This window comes from Streptomyces sp. NPDC093089, from assembly GCF_044754405.1.
Classification (GTDB): domain Bacteria; phylum Actinomycetota; class Actinomycetes; order Streptomycetales; family Streptomycetaceae; genus Streptomyces.
In genome coordinates, this window is the sequence record NZ_JBIVPA010000006.1 from 130,903 (window position 1) to 156,293 (window position 25,391).

22 protein-coding genes and 2 pseudogenes are annotated in these 25,391 nt (G+C 71.4%); 7 read left to right on the plus strand and 17 right to left on the minus strand.

The window, feature by feature from the left end:
* Positions 1 to 62 precede the first annotated feature (62 nt).
* From ACIQFX_RS15825 to ACIQFX_RS15860, 8 genes are all read right to left on the minus strand, one after another.
* On the minus strand, positions 63 to 1,931 hold the full coding sequence (locus tag ACIQFX_RS15825; protein WP_402463193.1) for an alkyl/aryl-sulfatase: 1,869 nt from the start codon (positions 1,929 to 1,931) through the stop codon (positions 63 to 65).
* A gap of 5 nt (positions 1,932 to 1,936) precedes the next feature.
* On the minus strand, positions 1,937 to 2,935 hold the full coding sequence (locus ACIQFX_RS15830; RefSeq protein WP_402463196.1) for an acyl-CoA dehydrogenase family protein: 999 nt from the start codon (positions 2,933 to 2,935) through the stop codon (positions 1,937 to 1,939).
* Complete coding sequence (locus ACIQFX_RS15835; protein ID WP_402463199.1) at positions 2,932 to 4,053, minus strand: acyl-CoA dehydrogenase family protein; 1,122 nt, start codon at positions 4,051 to 4,053, stop codon at positions 2,932 to 2,934. Before ACIQFX_RS15835 ends, ACIQFX_RS15830 begins: the two co-directional genes overlap by 4 nt.
* A gap of 38 nt (positions 4,054 to 4,091) precedes the next feature.
* Positions 4,092 to 4,874 carry an enoyl-CoA hydratase/isomerase family protein gene (locus ACIQFX_RS15840; protein WP_399524014.1) on the minus strand — a complete coding sequence of 261 codons (783 nt, stop codon included), beginning with the start codon at positions 4,872 to 4,874 and terminating at the stop codon, positions 4,092 to 4,094.
* Positions 4,875 to 4,888: 14 nt separating this feature from the next.
* Entirely contained in the window at positions 4,889 to 6,430 is a 1,542-nt protein-coding gene (locus ACIQFX_RS15845; protein ID WP_402463203.1) for an AMP-binding protein, read from the minus strand.
* Between the two features lie 78 nt (positions 6,431 to 6,508).
* Positions 6,509 to 7,276: an SDR family oxidoreductase gene (locus ACIQFX_RS15850; protein WP_402463206.1), complete on the minus strand. Its 768-nt coding sequence runs from the start codon at positions 7,274 to 7,276 to the stop codon at positions 6,509 to 6,511.
* Between the two features lie 33 nt (positions 7,277 to 7,309).
* Positions 7,310 to 8,074, minus strand: coding sequence for an SDR family NAD(P)-dependent oxidoreductase (locus ACIQFX_RS15855; protein WP_399524011.1), 765 nt, complete (start codon positions 8,072 to 8,074; stop codon positions 7,310 to 7,312).
* Positions 8,075 to 8,121: 47 nt separating this feature from the next.
* Positions 8,122 to 9,279: an acyl-CoA dehydrogenase family protein gene (locus ACIQFX_RS15860; protein WP_402463210.1), complete on the minus strand. Its 1,158-nt coding sequence runs from the start codon at positions 9,277 to 9,279 to the stop codon at positions 8,122 to 8,124.
* Between the two features lie 175 nt (positions 9,280 to 9,454).
* On the opposite strand from ACIQFX_RS15860, the gene ACIQFX_RS15865 reads away from it, so the two are divergent.
* Positions 9,455 to 10,627 carry a thiolase family protein gene (locus ACIQFX_RS15865; RefSeq protein WP_402463213.1) on the plus strand — a complete coding sequence of 391 codons (1,173 nt, stop codon included), beginning with the start codon at positions 9,455 to 9,457 and terminating at the stop codon, positions 10,625 to 10,627.
* Positions 10,628 to 10,703: 76 nt separating this feature from the next.
* On the opposite strand, the gene ACIQFX_RS15870 is transcribed toward ACIQFX_RS15865, so the two are convergent.
* From ACIQFX_RS15870 to ACIQFX_RS15900, 7 genes are all read right to left on the minus strand, one after another.
* Entirely contained in the window at positions 10,704 to 11,813 is a 1,110-nt protein-coding gene (locus ACIQFX_RS15870) for a CaiB/BaiF CoA transferase family protein (protein WP_402463216.1), read from the minus strand.
* Positions 11,810 to 12,967, minus strand: a complete 1,158-nt coding sequence (locus ACIQFX_RS15875; protein WP_402463219.1) for an acyl-CoA dehydrogenase family protein — start codon at positions 12,965 to 12,967, stop codon at positions 11,810 to 11,812. The genes ACIQFX_RS15870 and ACIQFX_RS15875 overlap by 4 nt, the downstream gene beginning before the upstream one ends.
* Before the next feature lie 68 nt (positions 12,968 to 13,035).
* Positions 13,036 to 13,839 carry an SDR family NAD(P)-dependent oxidoreductase gene (locus ACIQFX_RS15880; protein ID WP_402463222.1) on the minus strand — a complete coding sequence of 268 codons (804 nt, stop codon included), beginning with the start codon at positions 13,837 to 13,839 and terminating at the stop codon, positions 13,036 to 13,038.
* 26 nt (positions 13,840 to 13,865) lie between these two features.
* Positions 13,866 to 14,258, minus strand: a complete 393-nt coding sequence (locus ACIQFX_RS15885; RefSeq protein WP_402463225.1) for a MaoC/PaaZ C-terminal domain-containing protein — start codon at positions 14,256 to 14,258, stop codon at positions 13,866 to 13,868.
* Positions 14,255 to 14,713, minus strand: a complete 459-nt coding sequence (locus ACIQFX_RS15890) for a MaoC family dehydratase N-terminal domain-containing protein (protein WP_402463229.1) — start codon at positions 14,711 to 14,713, stop codon at positions 14,255 to 14,257. Before ACIQFX_RS15890 ends, ACIQFX_RS15885 begins: the two co-directional genes overlap by 4 nt.
* Before the next feature lie 3 nt (positions 14,714 to 14,716).
* Positions 14,717 to 15,904, minus strand: a complete 1,188-nt coding sequence (locus ACIQFX_RS15895) for a lipid-transfer protein (RefSeq protein ID WP_402463232.1) — start codon at positions 15,902 to 15,904, stop codon at positions 14,717 to 14,719.
* Positions 15,905 to 16,001: 97 nt separating this feature from the next.
* A complete protein-coding gene (locus ACIQFX_RS15900) occupies positions 16,002 to 17,330 on the minus strand; it encodes an MFS transporter (RefSeq protein WP_402463235.1) in 1,329 nt (442 codons plus the stop codon).
* A gap of 152 nt (positions 17,331 to 17,482) precedes the next feature.
* Between ACIQFX_RS15900 and ACIQFX_RS15905 the strand changes: the two genes are divergently transcribed.
* Positions 17,483 to 18,742 carry a PucR family transcriptional regulator gene (locus ACIQFX_RS15905; protein ID WP_402463238.1) on the plus strand — a complete coding sequence of 420 codons (1,260 nt, stop codon included), beginning with the start codon at positions 17,483 to 17,485 and terminating at the stop codon, positions 18,740 to 18,742.
* A gap of 112 nt (positions 18,743 to 18,854) precedes the next feature.
* Positions 18,855 to 20,078: a TetR/AcrR family transcriptional regulator gene (locus ACIQFX_RS15910; RefSeq protein WP_402463241.1), complete on the plus strand. Its 1,224-nt coding sequence runs from the start codon at positions 18,855 to 18,857 to the stop codon at positions 20,076 to 20,078.
* Positions 20,079 to 20,184: 106 nt separating this feature from the next.
* On the opposite strand, the gene ACIQFX_RS15915 is transcribed toward ACIQFX_RS15910, so the two are convergent.
* Positions 20,185 to 21,102 (minus strand): helix-turn-helix transcriptional regulator, encoded by a 918-nt coding sequence (locus tag ACIQFX_RS15915; protein WP_402463244.1) that lies wholly within the window; start codon positions 21,100 to 21,102, stop codon positions 20,185 to 20,187.
* A gap of 221 nt (positions 21,103 to 21,323) precedes the next feature.
* Here ACIQFX_RS15915 and ACIQFX_RS15920 point away from each other — a divergent pair.
* From ACIQFX_RS15920 to ACIQFX_RS15935, 4 genes and pseudogenes are all read left to right on the plus strand, one after another.
* A pseudogene (locus ACIQFX_RS15920) lies at positions 21,324 to 21,757 on the plus strand (aldo/keto reductase); the annotation flags it as partial.
* Between the two features lie 125 nt (positions 21,758 to 21,882).
* Positions 21,883 to 22,911: an alcohol dehydrogenase catalytic domain-containing protein gene (locus ACIQFX_RS15925; RefSeq protein ID WP_402463247.1), complete on the plus strand. Its 1,029-nt coding sequence runs from the start codon at positions 21,883 to 21,885 to the stop codon at positions 22,909 to 22,911.
* 35 nt (positions 22,912 to 22,946) lie between these two features.
* Positions 22,947 to 23,798, plus strand: a complete 852-nt coding sequence (locus ACIQFX_RS15930; RefSeq protein WP_401902808.1) for an aldo/keto reductase — start codon at positions 22,947 to 22,949, stop codon at positions 23,796 to 23,798.
* A 97-nt stretch (positions 23,799 to 23,895) separates the two neighbouring features.
* Positions 23,896 to 24,597, plus strand: coding sequence for a flavodoxin (locus tag ACIQFX_RS15935; RefSeq protein WP_402463250.1), 702 nt, complete (start codon positions 23,896 to 23,898; stop codon positions 24,595 to 24,597).
* Positions 24,598 to 24,653: 56 nt separating this feature from the next.
* Here ACIQFX_RS15935 and ACIQFX_RS15940 read toward each other — a convergent pair.
* Positions 24,654 to 25,062: pseudogene (locus ACIQFX_RS15940) on the minus strand (Tn3 family transposase); the annotation flags it as partial.
* Between the last annotated feature and the right edge of the window lie 329 nt (positions 25,063 to 25,391).

A 25,391-nucleotide genomic window follows, 5' to 3' on the forward strand; every position in this document is an offset into this window, starting at 1 on the left:
AGAAATGAGAAGGGCCGGGGCCCGCTTGGCGCGGACCCCGGCCGGATGGTGCGGTGGTGCGGTCAGGGCAGCACGATCGGGAAGTTGCGCGCCGGCTTCTCCAGCAGGCCGTGGAAGGTGGCGAGCACGGTGACGTCGCCCTCCACCGTGACGGCGCCGGAGCCGATCGCCTCCGGGAAGGTGGTGTGCTGGGCCAGGATCAGGTCCAGCGTGGACCGTTCCAGGCGGAGGCTCAGCTGCGGAGCCTCCGCGCCGGGTGCGTCGCCCCGCATGGGGGTGAGCACCCCGTTGCCGACCAGGAGCGTCCACACCTCGTCGGTGTCGGTGAACTCCCAGCGCAGCAGCAGACGGTGGGCGGCCGCCCGCGGACCGTCGAGACGGACCGCCATCGACTCGAAGATCTGCCCGGTGGAGAGGGCGGCCAGCATGTCGACGCTCTCCTTGCCCGGGGCCCCGGTCCGGCGCCTGTCCTGACCGGCCTCCCGCAGCTCCTTGGCTCCGGTGAGGTAGATGTTGCGCCAGGTGCCGTTCTCCTGGCCGAAGCCCAGCCGTTCGTACGTCTCCGCCTGCAGTTCCCGCGCCTCGGTGTGTCCGGGCTCGGCGAACAGCACGTGATTGAGGAGTTCGGCGGCCCAGCGCAGGTCGCCGGCCTCGAAGGCCGCGCGGGCCGAGGTGACGGTGGCGTCCGCTCCGCCGATGGCGGCGACGTACCGCCTGGCCTGCTCGACCGGCGGATGCTGCCACAGGTGCGCCGGGTTGCCGTCGTACCAGCCCATGTAGCGCTGGTAGACGGCCTTGACGTTGTGGCTGATGGAGCCGTAGTAACCACGCACGTTCCAGGCCCTGCCCAGCTCGCCGGGGAAGGCCTGGATCTCCTCGGCGATCTCGGGACCCGTCAGGCCCCGGTTCATCAGCCGGACGGTCTGGTCGTGGAGGTACGCGTAGGCGTCGCGCTGCTGGGTGAGCATGCGCGTCACCTCGTCGCGGCCCCACGTCGGCCAGTTGTGGGAGCCGATGAGGATCTCGGTCCCGTCGAAGAGCCGGATCGATTCGGTGATGTACGACGCCCAGGCGTGGGCGTCGCGGACCTGGGCGCCGCGCAGGGTGAGGACGTTGTGCAGCGAGTGGTTGACGTTCTCGGCGATGAGCAGGACGCGGTGGTCCGGCAGGGAGAAGTTCATCTCCGAGGGGGCCTCGGTGTCCGGGGTCAGCTGGAAGACCAGCCGCACACCGTCCAGGACCAGTTCCTGACCCGTCTCCGTGATGGTCCGTGTCGGAGCGATCAGGCCGACGGTGCCGGTGGACAGGGCCTGTCCGAGGCCGAATCCGACCGACGCCTCCGGGCCGACCGGCAGCGAGCGGCCGTACATGTAGACGGCACGGCGCAGCATCGCCGGTCCCGCGAAGACGTTCTCGCTGACGGCGTGGTCCATGAACCCGTCGGGGGCGATGACGGCGCACTCGCCCGCCGCGACCGCGGCGTGGGTGGTGACGCCGAGGACGCCGCCGAAGTGGTCGCCGTGGCTGTGCGTGTAGATCACGGCCTTCACCGGGCGCTCACCGCGGTTGCGGGCGTACAGCCCGAGGCCGGCGGCGGCGACCTCCTTGGACGTCAGCGGGTCGACGACGACCACGCCGGTCTCGCCCTCGACGATCGTCATGTTGGAGACGTCGAGGCCGCGGACCTGGTAGATCCCGGGCGCGACCTCGAAGAGGCCCTGGGCCGTGTTGAGCCGGCTCTGTCGCCACAGGCTCGGGTGCACGGTGTCGGGGCACTCGTCCTTGTTCAGGAAGTCCCAGCGGTCGTTGTCCCAGACGACCCGGCCCGCTTCGTTGCGCACGACGCAGGGCTCCAGCCTGTCGATCAGGCCACGGATCGCGTTGGCCTGGTCGGTCGTGTCGTCCCAGTCGAGTTCGGGCAGGTCGGGCATGGTGGTCATCCCTCGCGGTCGGTGGTGGAAGCGGTGGCGGTGATGCGGGTCCACACGCCGTTCTCGCCGGCCTCCGCGGAGCGGCGGCCGAGGCTCTCGGCCCAGCGGCGCTCGGACGCGACGGCGTCGCGCCAGGACCACAGGCGGCGGGTGAGACGGTGCAGCGGGTACTCCTCGGTGATGCCCATGGCGCCGTGCAACTGGTGCGCGATCTGGGCGATCTCGGTGGCCGCGGCGGCCGTGGTGATCCGTACGACCTCGACGGCGCCGCTGTCCGGGGCGGCGTCGCGGGCCAGCGCGAGGGCCGCGTCCGCCTGGACCAGCTGGACGCGCATCCGGGCGAGGTTGCCCGCGACGGCCGGAATCCTGAGCAGGGGTGCCCCGAACTGTTCGCGCTCGGAGACGTACGACCTGGTGAGCCGGTACGCCCCGTGCGCGGCGCCGAGCACGGCGGCCGACCACAGCAGGGCGAGGCGCTCGCGGACCACGGCGTGCTCCGGCGCGCCCGCGACGGCGGTGACGGGCGTGCCCGCGAGGAGGACGGTGTCACGGGGCTCCCCGGCGATGTTGTCCACGTGCCGCACGGTGACCGAGGCGTGGGCCAGGTCGACGACGAGGGGTTCCGCGCCGGGCGCGCACAACACCAGGCGGGCGGCGTCGCGGGCCCACGGCACGGCGGTCAGCTCGGCGGTGAGCGTGCCGGACGCGGTCCCGGGCGCCTCGTCGAGCAGCACGACGGTCGCGAGGCCGTCGGTGAGACTCCCCGCGTGGCCGATGATCCAGTCCGCGGTGGACGCCTCGACGACCGGTACGCCGATGCCGTGTCCGGCGAGGGACTCGACCACCACGAGCAGATCGTCGAGGGAGCCGCCGGAGCCGCCCTCCTCCTCGTCGATGCCGACCCGGTGCAGGCCGAGCTCGACCAGGCTGTTCCACAGGTCGGACCTGCCGGACGCGGCCAGGTCGTCGACCAGGCTGCGCAGTTCGTCGGCGAACTGGCTCATGAGCGGGCCTCCTGGCGGGCGATGAGGGAGAGCAGGACCTCGGCCGCGCCGCCGCGCAGGCTGAAGGCCGGGGAGGCGAGGAGCGCCTGGCCGAAGGCGGAGTCGAAGGCGGGGTCCTGGCACAGGTCGGTGCGGCGCAGCGCCTCGATGACGTCGTGCTCGAAGGCGTTGCCGAGGTACTTCAGGGCTGCGGCCTGCTGGACCGGTGCCCGGCCCGCGTCCATCGCGCCGGCGACCTCGAAGCAGAGCCGGCGGAGCACCGCGAGGCGGGCGACGAGGGAGCCGAGCAGCGCGTGCAGCTCTCGGTCGTCCTCGTCCCGGGCGGCCGCGGCGATCAGTTCCACGAACACGGGGTAGCTGGACAGGGCGCGTTCGGCGCCGCCGCGCTCGAAGGAGAGCTGCTCGACGACCTGCCTCCAGCCCTTTCCGGCCTCACCGATGAGGCGGTGGGCGGGGACGAGGACGTTCTCGAACCGCACCTCGTTGAAGTGGTGCTCGCCCGCGAGGTCCACGATCGGGGTGACCGACACGCCCTCGGCGTCCATGTCGAGGACGAACTCGCTGAGCCCGTCGTGCTTGCGCTCCTCGCGTGAGGTGCGGGCCAGCAGATAGGCGTGGGTGGCGTGGTGGGCCTGGGTGGTCCAGATCTTGTGGCCGTTGACCAGCCAGCCGCCCTCGACCCGCTCCGCGGTGGTCTTCACCGAGGCCAGGTCGGAGCCGGCCTCGGGCTCGCTCATGCCCAGGCAGAACACGGCCTCGCCGGAGGCGATCCGGGGCACGATCTCCTCCTGGAGCGCGCGGGTGCCGTGGCGCAGCACGGCCGGGCCGATCTGCCGGTCGCCGATCCAGTGCGCGGCGACCGGGGCGCCCGCGCGGAGCAGCTCCTCCGTCACGGCGAGTCGTTCGACGTTGGTGCGCCCCGCGCCGCCGAACTCCTGCGGGTACGTCATGGCGATGAGCCCGCGGGCGGCGAGCTCCTTGCTGAAGTCCAGGTCGAAGGAGCGCAGCCAGGAGTCGCTGCGGGGGGTGTAGCGTCCGGCGTCCCGCCACTCGGCGGTCAGCTCGCGGACCTGTGCGCGCAGTGCGGCGCAGGGGTCCGTTCCCGGGGTGTGGTCCATGGTGGCCTTTCGGGCGTACGAGGCGGTGGGAAGCGGGGTCAGCGGCCGGTGAAGACGCCGGGACGCTTCTCCTGGAAGGCTGCGTACGCCTCCTGCGAGTCCTGGGTGGAGGTGATGACGGCCATGTGGGAGGAGATCAGGTCGAGCGCGGTCCGCAGGTCGTGGCGTGCGCCCTGGCGGACGGCGCGCTTGATGGTGCGGATCGCGACCGGCGGCCGTTCGGCGAGCCGGGCGGCGTACGCGTACACCGCGTCCATCAGGTCCTCGTCCTCGTGCACCTCGTCCACCAGGCCGATGCGCAGGGCCTCTTCGGCGCCGACGAAGTCGCCGGTCCACAGCATCCGCAGCGCGGTGGAGGTGCCGACGGCCCGGGGCAGGAGCCAGCAGCCGCCGTCGCCCGGGACGAGGCCGACCTTGATGTAGCCCTCGGAGAAGCGGGCTCCGCGTCCGGCGAAGCGCAGGTCGCACAGGAGCGCCATGTCCATCCCGGCGCCGACGGCAGGACCGGTGACGGCCGCGATGACCGGCTTGTCGACGTCTTCCAGGGCGAGCGCGACGCGGTGCACGTTCTGCGTCAGCAGCTCCTTCTCCCCCAGTGGCGCCCGTTCCTCCCCCTTGAAGGCGGAGAGGTCCACTCCGGAGCAGAAGGAGTCGCCCGCGCCGGTGACGACGATGACGCGGACGGCGGGGTCGATCTGGGCGTCCGTCAGGGCGTCGGCCCAGGCGTGCACCATGTCGATGGTGAAGGCGTTCTTGCGCTCGGGGCGGTTGAGGAGGATGGTCGCGATCCCGTCGCGGACCGTGTACTCGAGATCGGCCATCGCCGTCCCTTTCTCTAGTGCATTCGGGCGCGAAGCTCGCGCTTGAGGACCTTGCCGTTGGGGTTGCGGGGCAGCGCGTCGACGAAGTGGACGCGGCGGGGCTTCTTGTACGAGGCGATCCGGTCCCGGGTGAAGTCGACGAGCTCCCGCTCGGTCGGGCGGTCCGCGCCGGGGCGCAGGACCACGACGGCGGTGACGGCCTCGCCCCACACCGGGTCGGGGAGGCCCACGACCGCGACCTCGGACACCGCCGGATGCTCGGCGAGCACGGACTCGACCTCGGTGGGGTACACGTTCTCGCCGCCGCTGACGATCATGTCCTTGATGCGGTCGGTGAGGAAGAGGTAGCCGTCCGCGTCGAGGTGGCCGCCGTCCCCGGTGCACAGCAGGCCCTCGGAGTCGTACAGCGCCCGGGTCTCCTCGGGCCGGTTCCAGTAGCCGGGCGTGTTGTGGCGGGAGCGGACGCGGATCTCGCCGACGGTCCCGGCCGGAACCGGCCTGCCCGTCTCGGGGTCGGCGATCACGACGTCGACTCCGCGGCGGGGCCTGCCGACCGAGGTGAGCAGGTGCTGCTCGGGGCCGTCCGGTCGGTGGTCCTCCGGCGGGAGCTGGGTGACCGTGCCGCCGCCCTCGGTGAGTCCGTACTTGCCCATGAAGTGGCAGCCGAAGAGGGCCATCGAGCGGCGCAGCAGTACGGGGGTGATGGGCGCGGAGCCGTACGTGATGAGGGTGAGGCGGGAGAAGTCGCGGTTCTCGATGCCGGGCAGCTCGGTGAGCAGGTGCAGGACCGAGGGAACGAGGAAGGCGTGGGTGACGCCCTCCCGCTCGATGGTCTCGGCCGCCGCGTCGGGGGTGAAGTCCGGGAACATCAGGCTGGTGGCGCCGGCGGTGAGCGCCACGCGCAGCCAGCCGAGCCCTCCGATGTGGAACATCGGCAGGGCGTTGAGCGCGACCGACCCGGGCTCCCAGAGGTACTCCTCCAGCTCCGTCGTGTCGGCGTAGAAGTTGCCGTGCGTGAGCAGGACGCCCTTGGGGACGCCGGTGGTGCCGGAGGTGTAGATCTGCAGGAACACCTCGTCGGCGTCCGAGCCGGTGCCCCGGCCGGGGTCGTCGTCGGGGTGGGCGGCCAGCCAGGTCTCGTACGCGGGCACGTCCGGCTCCTCGGAGGGGCCGATGACGATCAGCCGCAGCCCGGGAAGGACCGCGCGCACGGCGTCGGCCGCGGCACGGAACTCGGGTTCCACCAGCAGGACCGTCAGCTCGGCGTCCTGGGCCACGGCGGTCAGCTCGCCCACTGCCAGGCGCCAGTTGAGGGGCACGGTGACCAGTCCGGCCTTGGCCGCGCCGACCAGGATCTCGCCCGCCTCGTTACGGGTGCGGGCGAGGAAGCCTATACGGGACCCGGCGGCCGTCTCGGCGAGCAGCGCACGGGCGATCCGGTTGCTGCGGGAGTCGAGTTCGGCGTAGCCGACGGTTCCGCCTTCGCAGCTGAGTGCGGTGGAGGAGCCGCGCTCCGTCGCGTGCAGACGGATGGCGTCGGGCAGATGCAGGCCCATGAGGGATTCCCTCCATCGTCGTGGGCAGGGGGGCGGCTGCGGGGGACGTGCGGGGCCGGTCGGCCCCGCGCCGGGAGGTCAGCCCTTCGGGCCGCCGGCGACGTAGAGGATCTGGCCGTTGACGAACCCGGCCTCCTCGCGGACGAAGAAGGAGACCGCCTGCGCGATGTCCTCGGGGCGACCTCCCCGGCGCACCGGGATGGTCTTGGCGTAGCGCTCGGTGAACTCCTCGAAGGTGATGCCCATCCGCTCGGCGGTGGCCTCGGTCATCTCGGTGGCGATGAAGCCGGGAGCCACGCAGTTGACGGTCACGCCGAAGGGGCCGAGTTCGATGGCCAGGGTCTTGGTGAGGCCCATCAGGCCCGCCTTGGCGGACGAGTAGTTCGACTGGCCGCGGTTGCCGAGGGCGGCGGACGAGGACAGGTTGACGGTTCGGCCCCAGCCGGCGGCGGTCTGGTGGCGCTGCACGGCGCGCGCCATCAGGAAGGCGCCGCGCAGATGGACGCCGATGACCGAGTCGAAGTCCCGGTCGGTCATCTTGAAGACGAGGTTGTCCCGGATGATGCCGGCGTTGTTCACCAGGACGGTGGGGGCGCCGAGTTCGGCCGCGACGCGGGCGACACCCGCCTCGACCTGCTCGGAGTCCGAGACGTCACAGCCGACGGCGAGGGCGCGTCCGCCCTCCTTCTCGACGGTCTCGACGGTCTTGGCGCAGGCGGCCTCGTCGAGGTCGAGGACCGCGACGGCGAAGCCGTCCCGGGCGAGGCGGGCGGCGATCGCCGCGCCGATGCCACGGGCGGCGCCGGTGACGATGGCGACCTTCGGGGCGGGGTGGGTGGTGGGCACGGTTGCTCCCTGGGGCAGTCGGAGGGGGACGGTCTACTTCGGGGCCATGCGGATGGCGCCGTCGAGGCGGATCGTCTCGCCGTTGAGCATGGGGTTCTCGATGATCGAAGTCGCCAGGTGGGCGTACTCGGCGGGGTCGCCGAGCCGGGAGGGGTGCGGGACCTGGGCGCCGAGCGCGTCGAGGAACTCCTGCGGCTTCTTGTTGAGCAGCGGAGTGGAGAAGAGACCCGGGGCGATGGTGACCACGCGGATCTTCGCCGCTGCGAGGTCCCGGGCGATCGGCAGGGTCATGCCGACGATGCCGCCCTTGGAGGCGGAGTAGGCGCACTGGCCGATCTGGCCCTCGAAGGCGGCGGCGGAGGCGGTGTTGATGATGACGCCGCGCTCGCCGTCGACCTCGTCGGTCCTCGCCATCTCGGCGGCGGCGAGGCGCAGCACGTTGAAGGTGCCGATCAGGTTGACGCCGACGACGAACTCGAAGTCCTCCAGGGCGTAGGGCGTGCCGTCGCGGCCGACGGTCCGGCCGCCCTTGCCGAGGCCGGCGCAGTTGACCGTGATGCGCAGGGGTGCCATGGCGGCGGCGGTCGCCACCGCGCGGGCCGCGTCGTCGGCGCTGCGGACGTCGCCGGCGACGAAGGCGGCGCGGTCGCCGAGCTCCTTGGCGACCTGTTCGCCGGCGGAGGTGGGCAGGTCGAGCAGGACCACGTGGGCGCCCTGGTCGACGAGGCGCGTGGCGGTGGCGAGGCCGAGGCCCGACGCGCCACCGGTGATGACGGCGGAGACTCCGTTGATCTGCATGGTGAGGTTTCCGTTCTCGAGGTCGAAGTCGGGTTCGGGGGAGCTGCTCAGAGGCCGATGGACTTGGCGATGATGGTCTTCATGACCTCGCTGGTGCCGCCGTAGATCCGCATGACGCGGGTGTCGGCGTACAGGCGGGCGATGGGGTACTCCAGCATGTAGCCGTAACCGCCGTGCAGCTGGAGGCACTTGTCGATGACGCGGCTCGCGGTCTCGGTGCACAGCAGCTTCGCCATGGCCGCGTAGTCGGCGGACAGCTCGCCCCGCGCGTCGCGTTCCAGGGCCTCGTACGCCATGAGCTTGGCGGCCTCGACCTCGGTGGCGCACTCGGCGAGCGCGAACTTGGTGTTCTGGAAGGCGGCCACGGGCTTGCCGAAGACCTGGCGGTCCCGGGTGTAGTCCTTGGCGAAGGCCACCGCGGCCTCGGCGGCGGCCGCCGCCTGGACGGCGATCACGAGGCGCTCGCGCGCGAGGTTGCGGCCGAGGTAGAAGAAGCCCTCGTCCTGCTCGCCGAGCAGGTTCTCCACCGGCACCCTCACGTCGGTGAAGGAGAGCTCGGCGGTGTCGGAGGCGTGCAGGCCGATCTTGTCCAGGCTGCGGCCGACCGCGAAGCCCTCGCTCTTGGTCTCGACGACCAGGATCGACAGGCCCTTGCGGCGGTTGTCCGCGGGGGCGGGGGACGTGCGGCAGACCACCAGGACCAGGTCGCACTGCGTGCCGCCGGTGATGAAGGTCTTGGCGCCGTTGAGGACGTAGTGGGTGCCGTCCTCGGACAGGACGGCCTTCGTCTGGATGCCGGCGAGGTCGGAGCCGGTACCGGGCTCGGTCATCGCGATGGAGAGCATGAGGTCGCCGGAGACGCAGCCGGGGACCCAGCGCCGCTTCTGCTCCTCGGTCCCGAAGTGCAGGAGGTACGGCAGGATGATGTTGGAGTGCGTCATCGCGGTGCCGATGGTGGCCCCGGCGCGGGCGACCTCCTCCGCGAGCACGGCACCGAAGTGGTGTCCGCTCTGGGCGCCGCCCCCGTACTCCTCCGGCACCTCCATGCCGAGCAGGCCGAGCGCGCCGAGCTTGCGGTAGAAGTCGCGGGAGACGGCCTTGGCCTCGACCCAGTCCTGCAGGTGCGGAACCGCTTCCTTGGCGAGGAAGTCCCGGACCATCTGCCGGAACGCCTCGTGCTCCTCGTTGAAAACCGTGCGCGGCATGGCTGCCTCTCTCTTGCTCTCGGGTTAGCCAGTTTTCACTTTTACGTTCCCTTACCCCCATGTCAAGGGGATCCGGATCCCAACTCAACCCTGGACATCAAGGTTAGCCTGAAATAACTTGAAGTAACTCGCGCCCGGGCGCGGGCGCCCTCCACCCCTCTTCCAGGAGCAGCCCATGCGTGACGCAGTGATCGTGGACGCCGTGCGAACCCCCGTCGGAAAGCGGGGAGGCGCCCTCTCCGGCATCCATGCCGTCGATCTCTCCGCCCATGTCCTGACCGCTCTCGTCGAGCGCAACGGTCTCGACCCGGCCTCCGTCGACGACGTCGTCTGGGGCACCGTCTCCCAGGTCGGCGAGCAGTCGGGCGTCGTCGGACGCTTCGCGGCGCTGGCGGCCGGCTGGCCCGAGTCCGTGCCCGGCGTCTCCGTCTCGCGCGCCTGCGGCTCCTCCCAGCAGTCGGTGCACTTCGCCGCGGGGCTGGTCACCGCGGGCCAGTACGACATCGCCGTGGCCGGAGGCGTCGAGTCGATGAGCCGGGTCCCGATGGGATCGGCCCGGGACGTCCCGGGTGCCGGAAGGGCGTACGGGCCGCTCGTGCTCGACCGCTACTTCCCCGGCGGTGGCACCTTCGACCAGGGCGTCGGCGCCGAACTGATCGCCGAGCGGTACGGGTTCACCCGTGAACAGCTCGACCAGCACGCCCTGGACTCGCACGAGCGGGCCGCCCGGGCCGTCGACGAGGGCCGCTTCACCGCCCAGATCTCCCCGGTCACCGTCACCGGCCCGGACGGCACCGTGCGCGTCTTCGACACCGACGAGGGGGTGCGACGCGGGTCGACCCTGGAGAAGCTCGCGACGCTGAAGACCCCGTTCAAGGAGGACGGCGTGGTGAGCGCCGCCAACTCCTCTCAGATCTCCGACGGCGCCGCCGCGCTGCTCATCACCACGAGCGAGATCGCCCGTCGCAACGGCTGGACCCCGATCGCCCGCGTCCACACCGCCGTCCTCGCCGGCGTCGACCCGGTCACCATGGCCCTGGGACCGGCCCCGGCCACCGCCAAGGCCCTCAAGCGCGCGGGACTGTCGATCGGCGACATCGGCGCCTTCGAGATCAACGAGGCGTTCGCCCCGGTCACCCTGGCCTGGCTGCGGGAGACCGGCGCGGACTACGCGCTGATGAACCCGCTCGGCGGGGCGATGGCGATCGGCCACCCGCTCGGCGGATCCGGCGCGCGCCTGATGACGACGCTGGTCCACCACATGCGGGACAACGGCATCCGTTACGGCCTCCAGGCCATGTGCGAGGCCGGCGGCATGGCCAACGCGACGGTCCTCGAACTCCTCTGAAGCACCGGACGTCACGGAGAGGGGGTGCTGCCACCGGCAGCACCCCCTCTCCGCGCGCTCGTCACGCCCCCTCACATCACCGCACGAGACCGATCTCCGCCAGGACCTCCCGGGTGTGCGCCCCGACCACCGGCGCAGGCCGCGGCGTGCCCGCCGGGGTGCCCCGGAAGCGCGGGGCGGGGGCGGGCTGGAGCACGCCGCCTTCGGTGTAGTACGTGCCGCGCGCCAGGTTGTGCGGGTGCGCGGCCGCCTCGGTCAGTCCGTACACCGGCGTGACGCAGGACTCCGTGCCGTCGAAGACGGTGGTCCACTCCTCGCGGCTCCGTCCGGCGAAGATCCCCTCCAGCCGTGCCCGCATGGCGGGCCAACTGCCCCGGTCGTGCTGCTTGGCGAACAGCGGGTCGCCTGCGAGCCCGAGGACCCGCAGCAGAGACGCGTAGAACTGCGGCTCGACGCTGCCGACGGCCATGTGGCCGCCGTCGGAGGTGCGGTAGGTGCGGTAGAAGGGGGCACCGCCGTCGAAGAGGTTGACACCGCGCGCGTCCTCCCAGCGGCCCACCGCGAGCAGGCCGTGGACGAGGGCGAGCTGGACCGCCGTGCCGTCGGTCATGGCGGCGTCGACGACCTGGCCCTCGCCCGTACGCCCGGCGCTGACCAGCGCGGTGGTGATGCCGAGGGCCAGCAGCATGCCGCCGCCGCCCATGTCGCCGACGAGGTTCAGCGGGACGGGCGGATTCTCGTCCGCGCCGCCCATCGCCCCGAGCGCGCCCGCGACGGCGATGTAGTTGATGTCGTGGCCGGGAGCCTGGGCGAGCGGGCCGTCCTGGCCCCAGCCGGTCATCCTGCCGTAGACGAGCTTGGGGTTGCGGGCCAGGCAGACGTCCGGCCCGAGCCCCAGGCGCTCGGCCACGCCCGGGCGGAACCCCTCGATGAGGGCGTCGGCGGTGTCGACGAGGGCGAGGACGGCCTCGACGTCCGCCGGATCCTTCAGGTCCAGCGCGACGGAGCGGCGGCCCCGGTGCAGGATCGGGTGCTTCGACGCGGTGCCGGCCTCGGCGGGCCGGTCGACGCGAATGACCTCGGCGCCCTGGTCGGCCAGGAGCATGCCGGCGAAGGGACCGGGTCCGATGCCGCCGAGCTCGACGACACGGATGCCGGCCAGCGGGCCGGCGGGGCCCGCCGTCACAGGCCCAGGTCCTTGGCGATGATGGTCTTCATGACCTCGCTGGTGCCGCCGTAGATCCGCGAGACGCGGGTGTCCGCGTACAGGCGGGCGATCGGGTACTCCAGCATGTAGCCGTAACCGCCGTGCAGCTGGAGGCACTTGTCGATGACGCGGCCCGCGACCTCGGTGCCGAAGAGCTTGATCTTCGCCGCGTCCGCGCCGGTCAGTTCTCCGGTGTCGTCGAGTTCGATGCCCCTGTCGACGAGGGCCTGGAGGGCCTCCACCTCGGCGGCGCACTCGGCGAGCACGAACTTGGTGTTCTGGAAGGCGGCCACCGGCTTGCCGAAGACCTGGCGCTCCGTGACGTACTCCCGGGCGAACTCGATCGCGGCCGTGGCCGTGGCGACGGCGCCCACGCCGATGGAGAGCCGCTCGCGGGGCAGGTTCCGGCCGAGGTAGGAGAAGCCCCTGTCCTGCTCGCCGAGCAGGTTCTCGACCGGCACCCGGACCTCGGTGAAGGAAAGTTCGGAAGTGTCGGAGGAGCGCAGCCCGATCTTGTCCAGCTTGCGGCCGTACCCGAAGCCCTCGCTGTCGGTCGGGACGACCAGGAGGCTGAGGCCGTGGCGGCGGTCCTCCGCGGTGGCCGGGGCGGTACGGGCCGCGACGACGCACAGTTCGGAGTTGCGGGCACCGGTGATGAAGGTCTTGGAACCGTTGAGGACGTAGTGGGTGCCGTCCTCGGAGAGCCTGGCCGTGGTGCGGATCCCCGCGAGGTCGGAGCCGGTGCCCGGCTCGGTCATCGCGATGCACAGCATGATGTCGCCGGAGGCGACGCCCGGGAGCCAGCGCTTCTTCTGCTCGTCGCTCGCGAGGTCCAGCAGGTACGGCAGGACGATGCCGGTGGACACGCCGTAGTGGCCGAAGGAGACGGCGGCGCGTGCGCACTCCTCGTTGATGATCACCTGGTACTTGTAGCTGGTCTCGCCGGCGCCGCCGAGCTCTTCGGGGATGTCGAAGCCCATCACTCCGAGCGCTCCGAGCTTGCGGAAGAGGTCGCGGTCGACGAGGTTGTCCCGCTCCCACCGCTCGAAGTGGGGCTTCACCTCCTTGGCGATGAAGTCCCGGATCATCGCCCTGAAGTCCTCGTGCTCCTGGGTGTAGAGGGTGCGCTTCATGTGTCGGTCCTGTCGTTGCTGTCGTTGCTGTCGTTGCTGTCGTTGCCCGTTGCGTGGATGAGGGGTGGTCAGCGGGAGCCGCCGTCGACGGTCACGACCTGGGCGCTGATGTAGTCGGCCTCCGGCGTGCACAGCAGGTACACGGCGCCCGCGGCCTCCGCCGGGGTGCCGGGGCGGCCGAAGGGGTTGGTACGGGCGACGGCCGCGGCGATCTGCGGGCTGACGCCGACCTTGATCCTCCGGCCCTCGATCTCGACGAACGCCTCGTCGTCGGCGGTCGCCTCGGTCATCCGGGTCAGGATGAAGCCGTACGCGACGGCGTTGACGTTGACCTTGTAGCGCCCCCACTCCTTGGCCATGGTCTTGGTGAGACCGATGACGCCCGCCTTGGCGGCGGAGTAGTTGGCCTGGCCCGGGTTGCCGTACTGACCCGACACCGAGGAGATGTTGACGACCTTGCGGTGGTAGTCGGTCGGGTTGGCCCTGATGTAGGGCTGGGCCGCCCGCAGGACGCGGAAGGGTGCCTTGAGGTGGACGTCGAGGATGGCGTCCCACTGCTCGTCGGTCATCTTCTGGACGACCGAGTCCCAGGTGTAGCCCGCGTTGTTGACGATGATGTCCAGGCCGCCGAAGGCGTCGACCGCGGTGGTGACGAAGCGGTCGGCGAAGTCGTCCTCGGTGACGGAGCCGACGCAGGCGACGGCCTTGCCGCCGGCGGCGACGATGTCGGCGACGGTCTCCTCGGCAGGCTCTTCGTCCAGGTCGTTGATCACGACGCTCGCGCCTTCGGCCGCGAGCTTGAGCGCGACCTCGCGGCCGATGCCACGACCCGAGCCGGAGACGACGGCGACCTTGCCGTCCAGGGTTCCCATGATGGTGTACGTCCTTGCGATGAGGGTCAGTCGGTGGCGGTGACGACGGCGGAGCCCAGGAGGGTCACGGTGCCGTCGGGCAGCTCGACCGTCAGGTCGAGGTGGGCGAGTCCGTCCTCGACCCGGGTGACCGTGCCGGTGCAGACGGGCGTGGCGTTGACAGGGGTGATCGCGGAGAACCTGACGCCGAAGGAGCGGACGCGCTCCTGGGGCACCCGGTCGGTGAGCAGTCGCCCGAGGTAGGCCATCGAGAGCATGCCGTGGGCGAAGACGTCCGGGATGCCGACCGCCGCGCAGGCGTCGGTGTCGATGTGGACCGGGTTGTGGTCGCCGGAGGCCCCCGCGTACAGGGCGAGCGCGGAGCGGGTGATCTTCGGGGCCTGGAGGGTGAGCGAGTCGCCCGTGCTCAGGGTGGTCATCGCCGGTCCGCCTTCGGGTCGCGCACCACGAGGGTGCTGGTGAGCGTGGCGATCGGTGCGCCGTCGCGGGTCACGTGGGTGTCGCGCACGATGAACTGCAGCGCGCCGCCCTTCTTCGCGTAGACGTCCTTCACCTCGGTGACGAAGGTGAGGGCGTCTCCGGCGTACGCCGGGGCGTGGTAGGTGAACTCCTGGCCGCCGTGGAGGATGGTGCGGACGTCGATGCCGAGGTCGGTCAGGAACCTGCCGCGGTCGGGGTTGTCCATCTCCAGGCAGAACAGGAACGTCGGCGGGACCGGGAGGTCGCGGTGTCCGGCGGCCTCGGCCGCCTCCGGGTCGGAGTAGACCGCCTCCGTCTGGCCGGTGGCGTGGGCGAAGAAGCGGAGCCGGCCGCGCTCGGCCACGGTCACGAAGGCGGGGGTGCGGCTGCCGATGAGGGCGGGGTCGATGGCCATGGGTCAGGAGACCTTCTCGAAGAGGGTGACGACGCCGGCGGTGCCGAGGCCGAGGTTGTGCTGGAGGCCGAGGGTCGCGCCCTGGACCTGGCGGGCTCCCGCGTCGCCGCGCAGCTGCCAGGTGATCTCGGCGGTCTGCGCGAGACCGGTGGCGCCCAGCGGGTGGCCCTTGGAGAGCAGGCCGCCGGACGGGTTGGTCACGACGCGGCCGCCGTAGGTGTTGTCGCCGCTGAGGATGAACTCCTCGGCACCGCCCTCGGCGCACAGCCCCAGGCCCTCGTAGGTGAGGACCTCGTTGACGGTGAAGCAGTCGTGCAGCTCGACGACCCGGATGTCGCGCGGGTCCACACCGGCCCGCTCGTAGACCTCCGCGGCGGCGGCCCGGGTCACATCGGTGCCGACCAGGGACATCGCGCTCTTCTTGTCGAAGAGACCGGCGGCGTCGGACCGGAGCGCCTGCGCCGCGATGGCGACCTTCGGTTCGAGGCCGTGCCTGCGGGCGAACTCCTCGGAACACACGATCGCGGCGGCGGCGCCGCAGGTGGGCGGGCAGCACTGGAGCCGGGTGAGGGGGCCGGCCATGTGCGGGGAGTCCAGTACGTCCCGCTCGGTGATCGGGTCGCGGAAGACGGCGTACGGGTTGTTCGCCGCGTGCCGCCTGGCCTTCACCGAGACCTTGGCGAAGGTCTCCGGCCGCATCCCGTACTTCTCCATGTACTCGACGCCGGCGGCGCCGAAGTACTGCGGGGTCATGGGGAGGGCCGGGTCGACGTCGTACACGTCCTTCAGGACGGCGGAGAAGTCCGTCAGGGGGTTCGGCCGGTCGGTCCACTTGGCGCCGAGGGCGCCGGGGGGCATCTGTTCGAAGCCGAGGGCGAGGGCGCAGTCGACCGCGCCGCTCTCCACCGCCTGCCGGGCGAGCCAGAGCGCGGAGGACCCCGAGGCGCAGTTGTTGTTGACGTTCACGACCGGCACAGCCGTCAGGCCGAATCCGTAGACCACGCGCTGGCCGCAGGTGGAGTCGCCGTACACGTACCCGGCGTACACCTGCTGGATCCGCTCGTAGGGCAGTCCCGCGTCGGCCAGGACGGCCCGGACCGCGCCGGCACCCATCTCGTCGTACGTCCCGGCTGCGCCGGGCTTGACGAACGGAACCATGCCCACCCCGGCCACCAGCACTCTGCGACCCATGCGAATCTCCCGTCACTAGGTTATTGCAGATTCACTTTCTTGCGCATGAGTGCTGGTGTCAAGGGCATCTATGGTCGATGGAGATGGTTTTAATGATTCACGCAGAGGCGAGTTTGGCGGCATCACGCGCGGGGTTGACCAGCACCAGCGCGGCGACCGCGCCGACGATCATCGTCACGCCGAGGACCAGGAAGCCGTCCCCGTATCCGAGCGCGACGGAGTCGCCACCGTCCACGAGCCGGCCGACGACCAGCGGGGCCACGACCCCGCCGAGGCTGTAGACGCCGGTGACGATCCCGAAGACCGCACCGCGCTGCTTCGCCGGCACGACGTCGGCGAGCCCGGCGAAGGCGACCCCGTACCCCGCGGAGTTGAGGCAGGAACCGAGGACGAGCAGCGCCATCTGCGGCACACCACGGTCCAGCGAGGAGAACGCGATGGTGCACACGCCGGAGGCCAGGACCATCGCGCCGGGCAGCACGCCCCGGGTCATGCGGCTCCCCACACCCCTCCTGGTCAGCGCCGCGGACAACACGCCGACGGCGATCACCGCGACCGCCGAGCCGAGGTACGGAAGCGCGACCAGGTTCCCGGCCGTGGTGGCGTCGTAGCCGAGCCCCTCCCGAAGGTAGAGCGGCAGCCAGCTGACCTTGACCGAGGTGTTCGCGTAGGCGACGAAGAACAGCAGGCACATCCCGACGAGTGTCCCGGTCGAGAAGAGACGCCGCAGCGGCACCCGCTCGGGAAGCGCCGACGCGACCTCGGCCACGCCGTGGCCGTGACCGCCCCGCGCGTCCTCCGGCCCCGCATCACCGCCGACCAGCCAGAGCACCGTGACCACGGCGCCGCAGACGGCGAGAACCCCGAAGGCGGCGTGCCAGGAGTGCGTGACGATGACCCAGGTCAGGGCGGGCGCGGCGATCAGCGGGCCGATACCCGCACCGGCGACCACGATCGAGCTGGGGACCGCCCGCCGGTGCGCCGGGAACCACGAGTGGGCCACCTGCATCGCGAGCGCCGTGGTGGGTCCTTCCGCGAAACCGAGCAGAACACGGCACGCGACGACGGTGGTGAAGCCGACCTGGGCCGCCATCGGCGCGAGGCTCAGGGCCCACAGGGCCGCGATGCCGGCGAGGAGCCAGCGCGCCCGCACCTTTCCGCCGAGCCAGCCACCGAGGACGGAGCCGACGGCGAAGAGCCAGAAGAAGCTGCTCTGGATGACACCGAACCGGGCGTCGTCGAGGCCCAGCTCCTCCTTCATGCCGACCCCGGCCAGACCGACGACGACCTTGTCGGCGTAGTTGACCAGCATCAGACAGACGAGCAGAGCCAGGACGATCCACGCCCTGCGCCGCACATGGGCCGTACGGCCCGGGGCCGCACCCCCCGACTCGGAGACGGGCGATTCCTGCTGTTCGACGGCCACGACGGCCCTCCCTTGCGCAGCGGGGCGAATGTGGCAGGAAGTGAATCACTCCTAACCCTCATGAACAAGGGTTCAAATCGATATGACCTGACACTGGACGCGAGAGTGACTCCTCTCTAACTTGACATTGTTCGACTCACGCGGAGGTGACGATGAACCAGCCGCACGCCGGCCTGCCGGTACGGCCCCCACTCCCGGCCCACCGGCCGCCCGGGCTCCCCGGTGAACCCTCCAAGGAAGGCGCCGCCCGTGTGCTGCGCCATGCGGCGGAGCTGCTCCATCCCCGCATCCCGGCCTTCGCCGAGTCGGCACTGAGGGAGCTGCGCAGCGCCAGCTCCTACTACGGGAACCCCCTGCTGGCACCGCCCGACCTCCGGGAGTCCGCCCACACCGCGCTCGAGTGCTTCGTGGGCGGGATGGTCGAGCCGAGCCGCATGGCGGAGTCCGGCGAGTACGCCTGGCACACCGGCGCCAGGAGGGCCGAGGAGGGCGTGCCGCTCCAGGCCGTACTGCACGCCTACCGGGTCGGCGGCGCCGAGGTCTGGGACACCCTGGTGGGCCTCGTCATGCGCGACTGCCCCGACCAGGGACATCTCATGGCGTTCGCCGCCAACGAGGTGTGGGGCCGGGTCGACCGCGACACCGCCCTGGTCGTCGAGGCCCATCGGCGCGCCGCCGGCCGTCTCCCCGAGGACGACGGCCGCAAGCAGCTGCCCCTGCTGAAGGTCCTGCTGCGGGGGTACACCGAGGTCACGCGCGTGTCGGCCATAGCCGTCGCGCTCGGCCTTCCGCTGCACGCCCGCTACGCGGTGGCGCTGCTCCGCGGCAGCGACGCCGAACGCTCCGTCACCGATCCCGCCCGCGAGGTGCTCGACGGGATGGAACTGCACTGGTGCCCCCAGGAGAACGGCCTGGCCGTGGTGGCCCTGCTCGGCGACCGCTCCGTCGAAGACCTCGCCGCGGCGATCCCGGCATCGCCGGGACGACGCTGCGGCATCAGTACCGTCGTCTCCGGCCTCATGGAACTCGGGCGCGCGCGAGAGTTCGCCGAGCTCGCCCTGAACAGCTGCTCGACGGACGGCGAACTCGCCCGCCTCGCGGACCGGATGCCCGGGGCTTTCGTCCTCGCCCGCCCGGACCTGGCCCGGGAGTTCGCCGTCCAGGTGCTCGGCCCCGTACTCGAAGGGGACCCGGTGGAGCGCGACCACCTGCTGGCCACGCTGGCGGCGTGGCTGGACTGCCAGGGCTCGACGGAGGAGGCGGGCAAGCGTCTGTACTGCCACCGCAACACCGTGCTCAACCGGCTGCGCCGGCTGGAGCGGCTCACGGGGCGGCTGCTGGCGCACCCGCGGGACGTGGTCGACCTGGCGTTCGCGCTGGAGTCCCACCGGCTCGCCGACCGACAGACATGAGTGAGCAGAAGTTCACTTTCCGGTACGCATCTGCTTTCCCGCGCAGGCTTGAGGGAGGACATGAGGGTGAGCAGGTGATCACCGGACTGCTCCGGTGCGGTACTTTTCCCAGATGACCGACAGCGAGGAACGAGCGGCGATGCAGACCGAGGGGACGAGGCGGAGGACCGCACGCAGGCCTCCCGACCGCAAGGCCCGGATCGTCTCCGCCGCGGCCGACCTCTTCCGTACCCGCGGCTACCACAACGTCTCGCTGGCCGACGTGGCGACCGAGGTCGGGATCACCGCCCCGGCGCTCTACCGGCACTTCCGCGGCAAGCCCGACCTGCTGCTCCACGTCGTGGAGTCCACCGTCGCCGCGGTCGCCGCGTCCGTCGCGGCGGCGCCCGACCTCGACACCTATCTCCGCAGGTCCGCTTCCGAGACCCAGGACCGCCGCGGGTCGGCCGTCCTGTGGCAGCGCGAAGCACGCCACCTGCCGGAGGAGCGCCGCAAGGAACAGCGTCACGCGCTGAACGGCGTCGCCGAGGCGATCGGCGAGCTGATCCACCATGCCCGGCCGGAACTGGACCACGCCGACCGGCAGTTGCTGGCCTGGTCCGTCCTCGCCGTGTACGGCTCCGTCTCCTGGCACCGCACGTCGCTCCCCCGCCGCCGCTTCGAGGAGCTGCTGTACCGGCTCGCCCACGCCGCGGCGTACTGCCGGCTCGGAACCAGCCCGGCCACCGGGACCGTCCCGGCGCCGGGCGGATACGCAGGCCTCGCGATGTCCCGGCGCGAGGAGATCCTCGTCGAGGCGATCCGGCTCTTCGACGAGCGGGGTTTCCAGTCGGTGAGCACCGACGACATCGGCGAGGCCGCCGGCGCGACGGGTCCCAGCATCTACAAGCACTTCCCCACCAAGACCGACCTGCTGGTCGCCGCCGTGATGCGGGGCGGCGAGCAGCGCCGCGCCGGTACGGCGCGGGCACTCTCCGAAGCGGGCACCCCGCGCGAGACGCTGGAGCGGCTACTGCGCTCGTACGTCGACTTCGCCGTCGGCCAGAGCCACCTGATCGGTCTGCTGATCGGCGAGCTCGACCAGCTGCCGGAGAAGGAACGCAAGGCGGCACGCCAGACCCAGCGCGAGTACCTCGGGCTCTGGGTGCGACTCCTCGACGAGGTGCGCCCCGGCCTCGACCCCGCCGAGGCGAGGATCACCGTCGTCGCCGTTCTCACCGTCATCGACAACGCGGCCCGGACGGGCGCTTCCGGCGATCGTCCGGACCTCGCCGATCGACTGACCGAGATCGGCTCCGCCGTCCTGCTGGCGGAGAGCACCGCCGACCCGGCGTAAGGGTGCTCCCGCGCCGCCGGTCACGGGGGCACGAGCGGGAAATGGGGGTCGAAGGTCTCGATCACGGCCCCGAGCGCGGTCAGCGCCGCCATGTCGCCCTCGGTGGTCAGGCCGTGCCGTCCGACGGCGTCGGCTGCACGGCCGGGGCTTCCTGGCTGGGCGCAGCCACGGGCGCGGTCATGTCGAGCAGGAGCAGGGCGTCGTGGTCGGGGGTTCCGGGTTCGGCGGTGTAGACGCCGATGCGCTGTCCGGGTGTGCCTTCGACGTGTAGTGACTGTGAGGTGAGGGTGAGCATGCCGACCTGTGGGTGCCGGAACGTCTTGTGGGCGGGCTTGCGGCCGGTCACTTCGTAACGTTCCCACAGCCGGGCGAAGTCGGGGCTCTTGAGGAGGAGTTCGCCGACGAGGTTGGTCAGGTCGGGGGCGTCGGGGGCGGTGCCGGCGACGGCGCGCAGGCGGGCGACGCAGGCGGTGATCTGGCGGTCCCAGTCGGTGAACAGGGTGCGCGAGGCCGGGTGGAGGAAGAGGTAGCGGGCCAGGTTGCGGTGTTTGGCGGGCCAGTCGTCCAGGCCCGCGTACAGGGCGAGGCCGCCGGGGTTCCAGGCGAGCATGTCCATGCTGCGGCTGATGACGTAGGCCGGGTTCGGGCGCAGCGACTCCAGCAGCAGTTTCAGGTGGGGGCGGACGGTGCGGCTCGGGGCCGGTGGGGGTTCGGGGGCGTAGCGGGCGGCGCGGGCGGCGAGCTCGCGCAGGTGCTGGTGTTCCTGGTCGTCCATGTGCAGGGCGCGGGCGAGGGAGTCGAGGACGGCGGGACTGGGGCGGGTCTCCTTGCCGCGTTCCAGGCGCACGTAGTAGTCGATGCTGATGCCGGCGAGGGTGGCCAGCTCCTCGCGGCGCAGGCCGGGGGTGCGGCGGATGCCGGTGCCGACGGTGAGGCCGACGTGCTCGGGACTGGTCTGGGTGCGGCGGGCGCGCAGGAAGCGGCCCAGCTCGGCGCCTTCGCTGTTCGCGCTCTGGGATGCCATGACTCCAGTTTCACCCGGTTAGGCAGCTGCGCCGCAGACGGGAGGGGGGCCCTGCCATTACCCCCGAAGAGCCCGCCCTGCCACACCCGAGCAATCCGGATGAAGGTGAATGAGCAAGACGTCGGCTTTCTTCGCTCCCGCCCGGACTTCGACGGGCACGGCCTGCCGGGTCGGGCAAGAGTGAAGAAGACCAGGCGGCACCTTGATCGGAAGAGGGCGAGATGCGGTACATCAAGCTGCGTGACCTGGAGGTTCCCGGATCGGGCTGGGCACGATGGGCATGTCCCACGGCTACACCGGCTCGGGCACCGATGACGCGGAGTCGATCCGGACCGTGCACCGTGCCCTGGAGCTGGGCGTCACGCTGATCGACACCGCCGAGATCTACGGCCCCTACACCAACGAGGAGCTGCTCGGGCGGGCGCTGAAGGGCCGCCGGGACCAGGTGGTGCTGGCCACCAAGTTCGGCCTGGTCTCCCACGGCGGAGGCGGCGCGTGGAACCTGGACTCCTCCCCGGCGAACATCCGTACCGCGGTCGAGGGCTCGCTGAAGCGGCTGGGCACCGACCACATCGACCTGTATTACCAGCACCGCGTCGGCCCGAGCACACCGATCGAGGAGACCGCCGGCGCCGTGGGCGAACTGATCGCCGAGCAGCTCGACAAGCTCTCCAGCCTGCCGCCCGTCGCCGGCGCCACCCACACCGAGGCCCAGGCCCGGATGTTCGAACGCTGACACCCAGCCCCCGGCACGACCCCCGTTTGGAGCAGCAACCCCTCATGCGTGCAGCAGTGATGTACGGAGCCGGTGACGTCCGCGTCGAGGACCGGCCCGACCCGAAGATCGTTCAGCCCACCGACGCCGTGGTGCGCGTCGTCGCCTCCTGCGTGTGCGGCAGCGACCTGTGGCCCTACGCCTCGATGCCCGCCACCGGCGCCGGTCGCCCCATGGGGCACGAGTTCCTCGGCGTCGTGGAGGAGACCGGTTCGGACGTGACCGGCCTGAAGACCGGGGATCTGGTCGTCGCCCCGTTCACCTACAGCGACAACACCTGCGACTACTGCGCCAGGGGCCTGCACATCTCGTGCCGCAGCGGCGGCCGGTACGGCTTCGACGGCGTGGACGGAGGGCAGGGCGAGGCCGTCCGCGTCCCCTACGCCGGGGGCACCCTGGTGAAGCTGCCGGTGGCCGCCGACTCCGCGCTGCTGCCGTCGCTGCTCGCGCTGTCGGACGTGATGACCACCGGCCACCACGGCGCCGTCACCGCCGGCGTCGGCCGCGGCGACACCGTGCTGGTGGTCGGGGACGGCGCGGTCGGCCTGTGCGCGGTGATCGCCGCGAAGCGGCTGGGTGCCGAGCGGATCGTGCTCGCCGGCCGTCACGAAGCCCGCACCGGCCTGGGCCGTGAGTTGGGCGCCACCGACGTGGTCGCCGAGCGCGGCGAGGAGGGAATCGCCCGCATCCGCGAGCTGACCGGCGGCGTGGCCAGGGTCATCGAGGCCGTCGGCACCCGCCAGGCCCTCGACACCGCGCTGGGCGCGGTCCTGGACGGCGGCACCATCAGCCGCCTGGGCGTCCCGCAGTACGAGCAGGGCCCGATCGGCCCGGCCGAGTTCATGCGCAACATCACCCTGACCGGCGGCGCCAGCCCTGCCCGCGCCTACATCGAGCAGCTGCTGCCCGACGTCCTGGACGGCACGATCACCCCCGGCCGCGTCTTCGACGAGACCTTCCCTCTCGACCGGACTCCGGACGCCTACCGGGCCATGGCCGACCGCCAGGTCCTCAAGGCCCTCCTCCGCCCCTGACCACCCACCCCCGCGCAGTGAAGGACATCCCGCTCATGCAGACCGTCACCCTCAACAACGGCGTCGAGATGCCGCTCCTCGGCTTCGGCGTCTACCAGATCCCTGCCGAGGACACCGAGCGCGCCGTCTCCGAGGCCCTGTCCGCCGGCTACCGCCTGCTGGACACCGCCGCCGCGTACGGCAACGAAGAAGCCGTCGGCCGCGCCATCAAGTCCAGTGGCATCGCGCGCGAGGAGCTGTTCGTCACCACCAAGCTGTGGGTCCAGGACGCCCCCGCCCAGGACAACACCCGCCGCGCGTTCGAGACGTCCCTGACCAAGCTGGGCCTTGACCACCTCGACCTGTACCTGATGCACCAGCCCTTCGGCGACGTCTACGGACAGTGGCGCGCCATGGAAGCAATCAACCGCGAGGGCCTGGCCAAGGCGATCGGCGTCGCCAACTTCTACCCCGACCGGCTCATCGACCTGATCATCAACAACGAGATCGCCCCGCAGGTCAACCAGATCGAGACCCACCCCTTCTTCCAGCGCGCCGACTACCAGGACCTCATGCGCGAGCACGGCGTGCAGATGCAGTCCTGGGGCGGCTTCGCCGAAGGCAAGAACGACCTGTTCACCAACCCGCTCCTCGCCGAGATCGGCGAGGAGTACGACAAGTCCGTCGCCCAGGTCGTGCTGCGCTGGCTCACCCAGCGCGGCGTCATCGCCATCCCCAAGTCCGTCCGCGCCGAGCGCATGGCGGAGAACTTCGACGTCTTCGACTTCGAGCTCACCGACGAGCAGATGGCCGCCGTCGCCACCCTCGACACCGGCAGCTCCCTGTTCTTCGACCACCATGACCCCGAGATGGTCACCTGGCTCGCTGGGCGCCGCCTGGACAGCTGAACGCCTCACTCCCTGCCCTTCGCCGGCCGCGGGTGCCCTCAAGGCGAATGCCCGGGGCGCCCGCCCGGCTTCCACGGTCCACCGGGAGCCGCCCACCATGATCACGCCACAGCACCACGGCGCCCTGCCGGACCGACGCACGGTTCTGCGCGGCGCGCTGCTGACCGCAAGCGCCGCCCTGAGCGCGACCCACCTCGCGGGCTGCTCACCGTCCTCACCGCGGTCCGGCACCCCCACCGCCTCCCAGTCCGCCACGACCAGCGGAAGCAACGCGAAACGAGTCCTGCTGGCCTGCTTCTCCCGCCCGGGCGAGAACTACTACTACGGCGGCCGTACCGACCTGAAGGTCGGCAACACCGAGGTGCTCGCCAACAAGATCGCCGACCGCATCACCTGCGACACCTACCGCATCCAGGCCGCCGACCCCTACCCGCACGACTACGACGCCACCGTGAAGCGCAACGTCCGCGAGCAGGACACCGACGCACGCCCGGCCATCGACGGCCGCCTCCCCTCCCTCGACGACTACGACACCATCATCCTGGCCAGCCCCATCTGGAACGTCCGAGCGCCCATGATCCTGACGACGTTCACCGAAGCCCTCGACTTCCGCGGCAAGACCGTCCACCCGGTCACCACCCACGCCATGAGCGGCCTGGGCACCACCGAACGCGACTACGCCGCCTCCTGCCCCGGCGCAACCATCGGCGAGGGCCTCGCGGTACGCGGCGAAGAGGTCAACGACGCCAACACCGAAGTCGAGGCATGGCTGCGACGCACCGGACTGCCCAGCCGGTGACCGCTCTGCCGAGTACGTCACGGTCCTGTTCCGGGCCCGGATGTCCGAGCTCACGCCTACTCGTCGTGCCCGTCCGCACCTCCGGTGGCCGGGTCCCGCAGCGGCCGCAGACCACCGCCGCCGGGGACGGCGGCACGGAAGCTGTAACGGCCCAGGTCATTGAGGTTCGCACGGCGTAGCGGAGCAGGCGGGCGATGTCCCCGTCCAAGACCTCGTACTCACGCTCACCCGCGGGCGCTGTGCGCGGACAGCCGACGGCAGCGTCCAGGTGGCGGGGGGCCAGAGCACAGCTGCGTCGGGGACGAGACCGAGCGCGCCGAGCTGGTCCTCCTGCCCTTCGTGGTACGCCTGCAGGATCTGACCGCGCTTGCCACGGCAGATGTCGCGGGCGAGCTCGTGGCGGGACCCCCGCACGGTGAGCCGCCGGTTCGTCTACCGACGGTAGGTGTCGTCGACCGGATCGAGGGCGGATCGAGGGCGGCACCGTGCTCCTCGACCAGGGCGAGCTGCTCGCCGAGGTCGCCCTGTCGACCCGGACAGCACCACCGTTCGGTCCGTCGCCACCGCGCGGGTGCCACCGGCACCGTTGTGCCACCTCCCAACGGCGCCGCCGTCGCGAGGGACCGGGCACACGATCGGCGGGGCGGGCCGGGGCATCGCCCTCCGCCTCTGGACGTCGCACGCGCCCGCGCCGCATGCTGCGGGCCTCCGGCCTGTGCGAAGCGGGGCGACCCGCTCTGATCGCCCGCCGCCACAAGGGCCCGTCACAGCGGCCCCGCGCGACGATCAGCTGT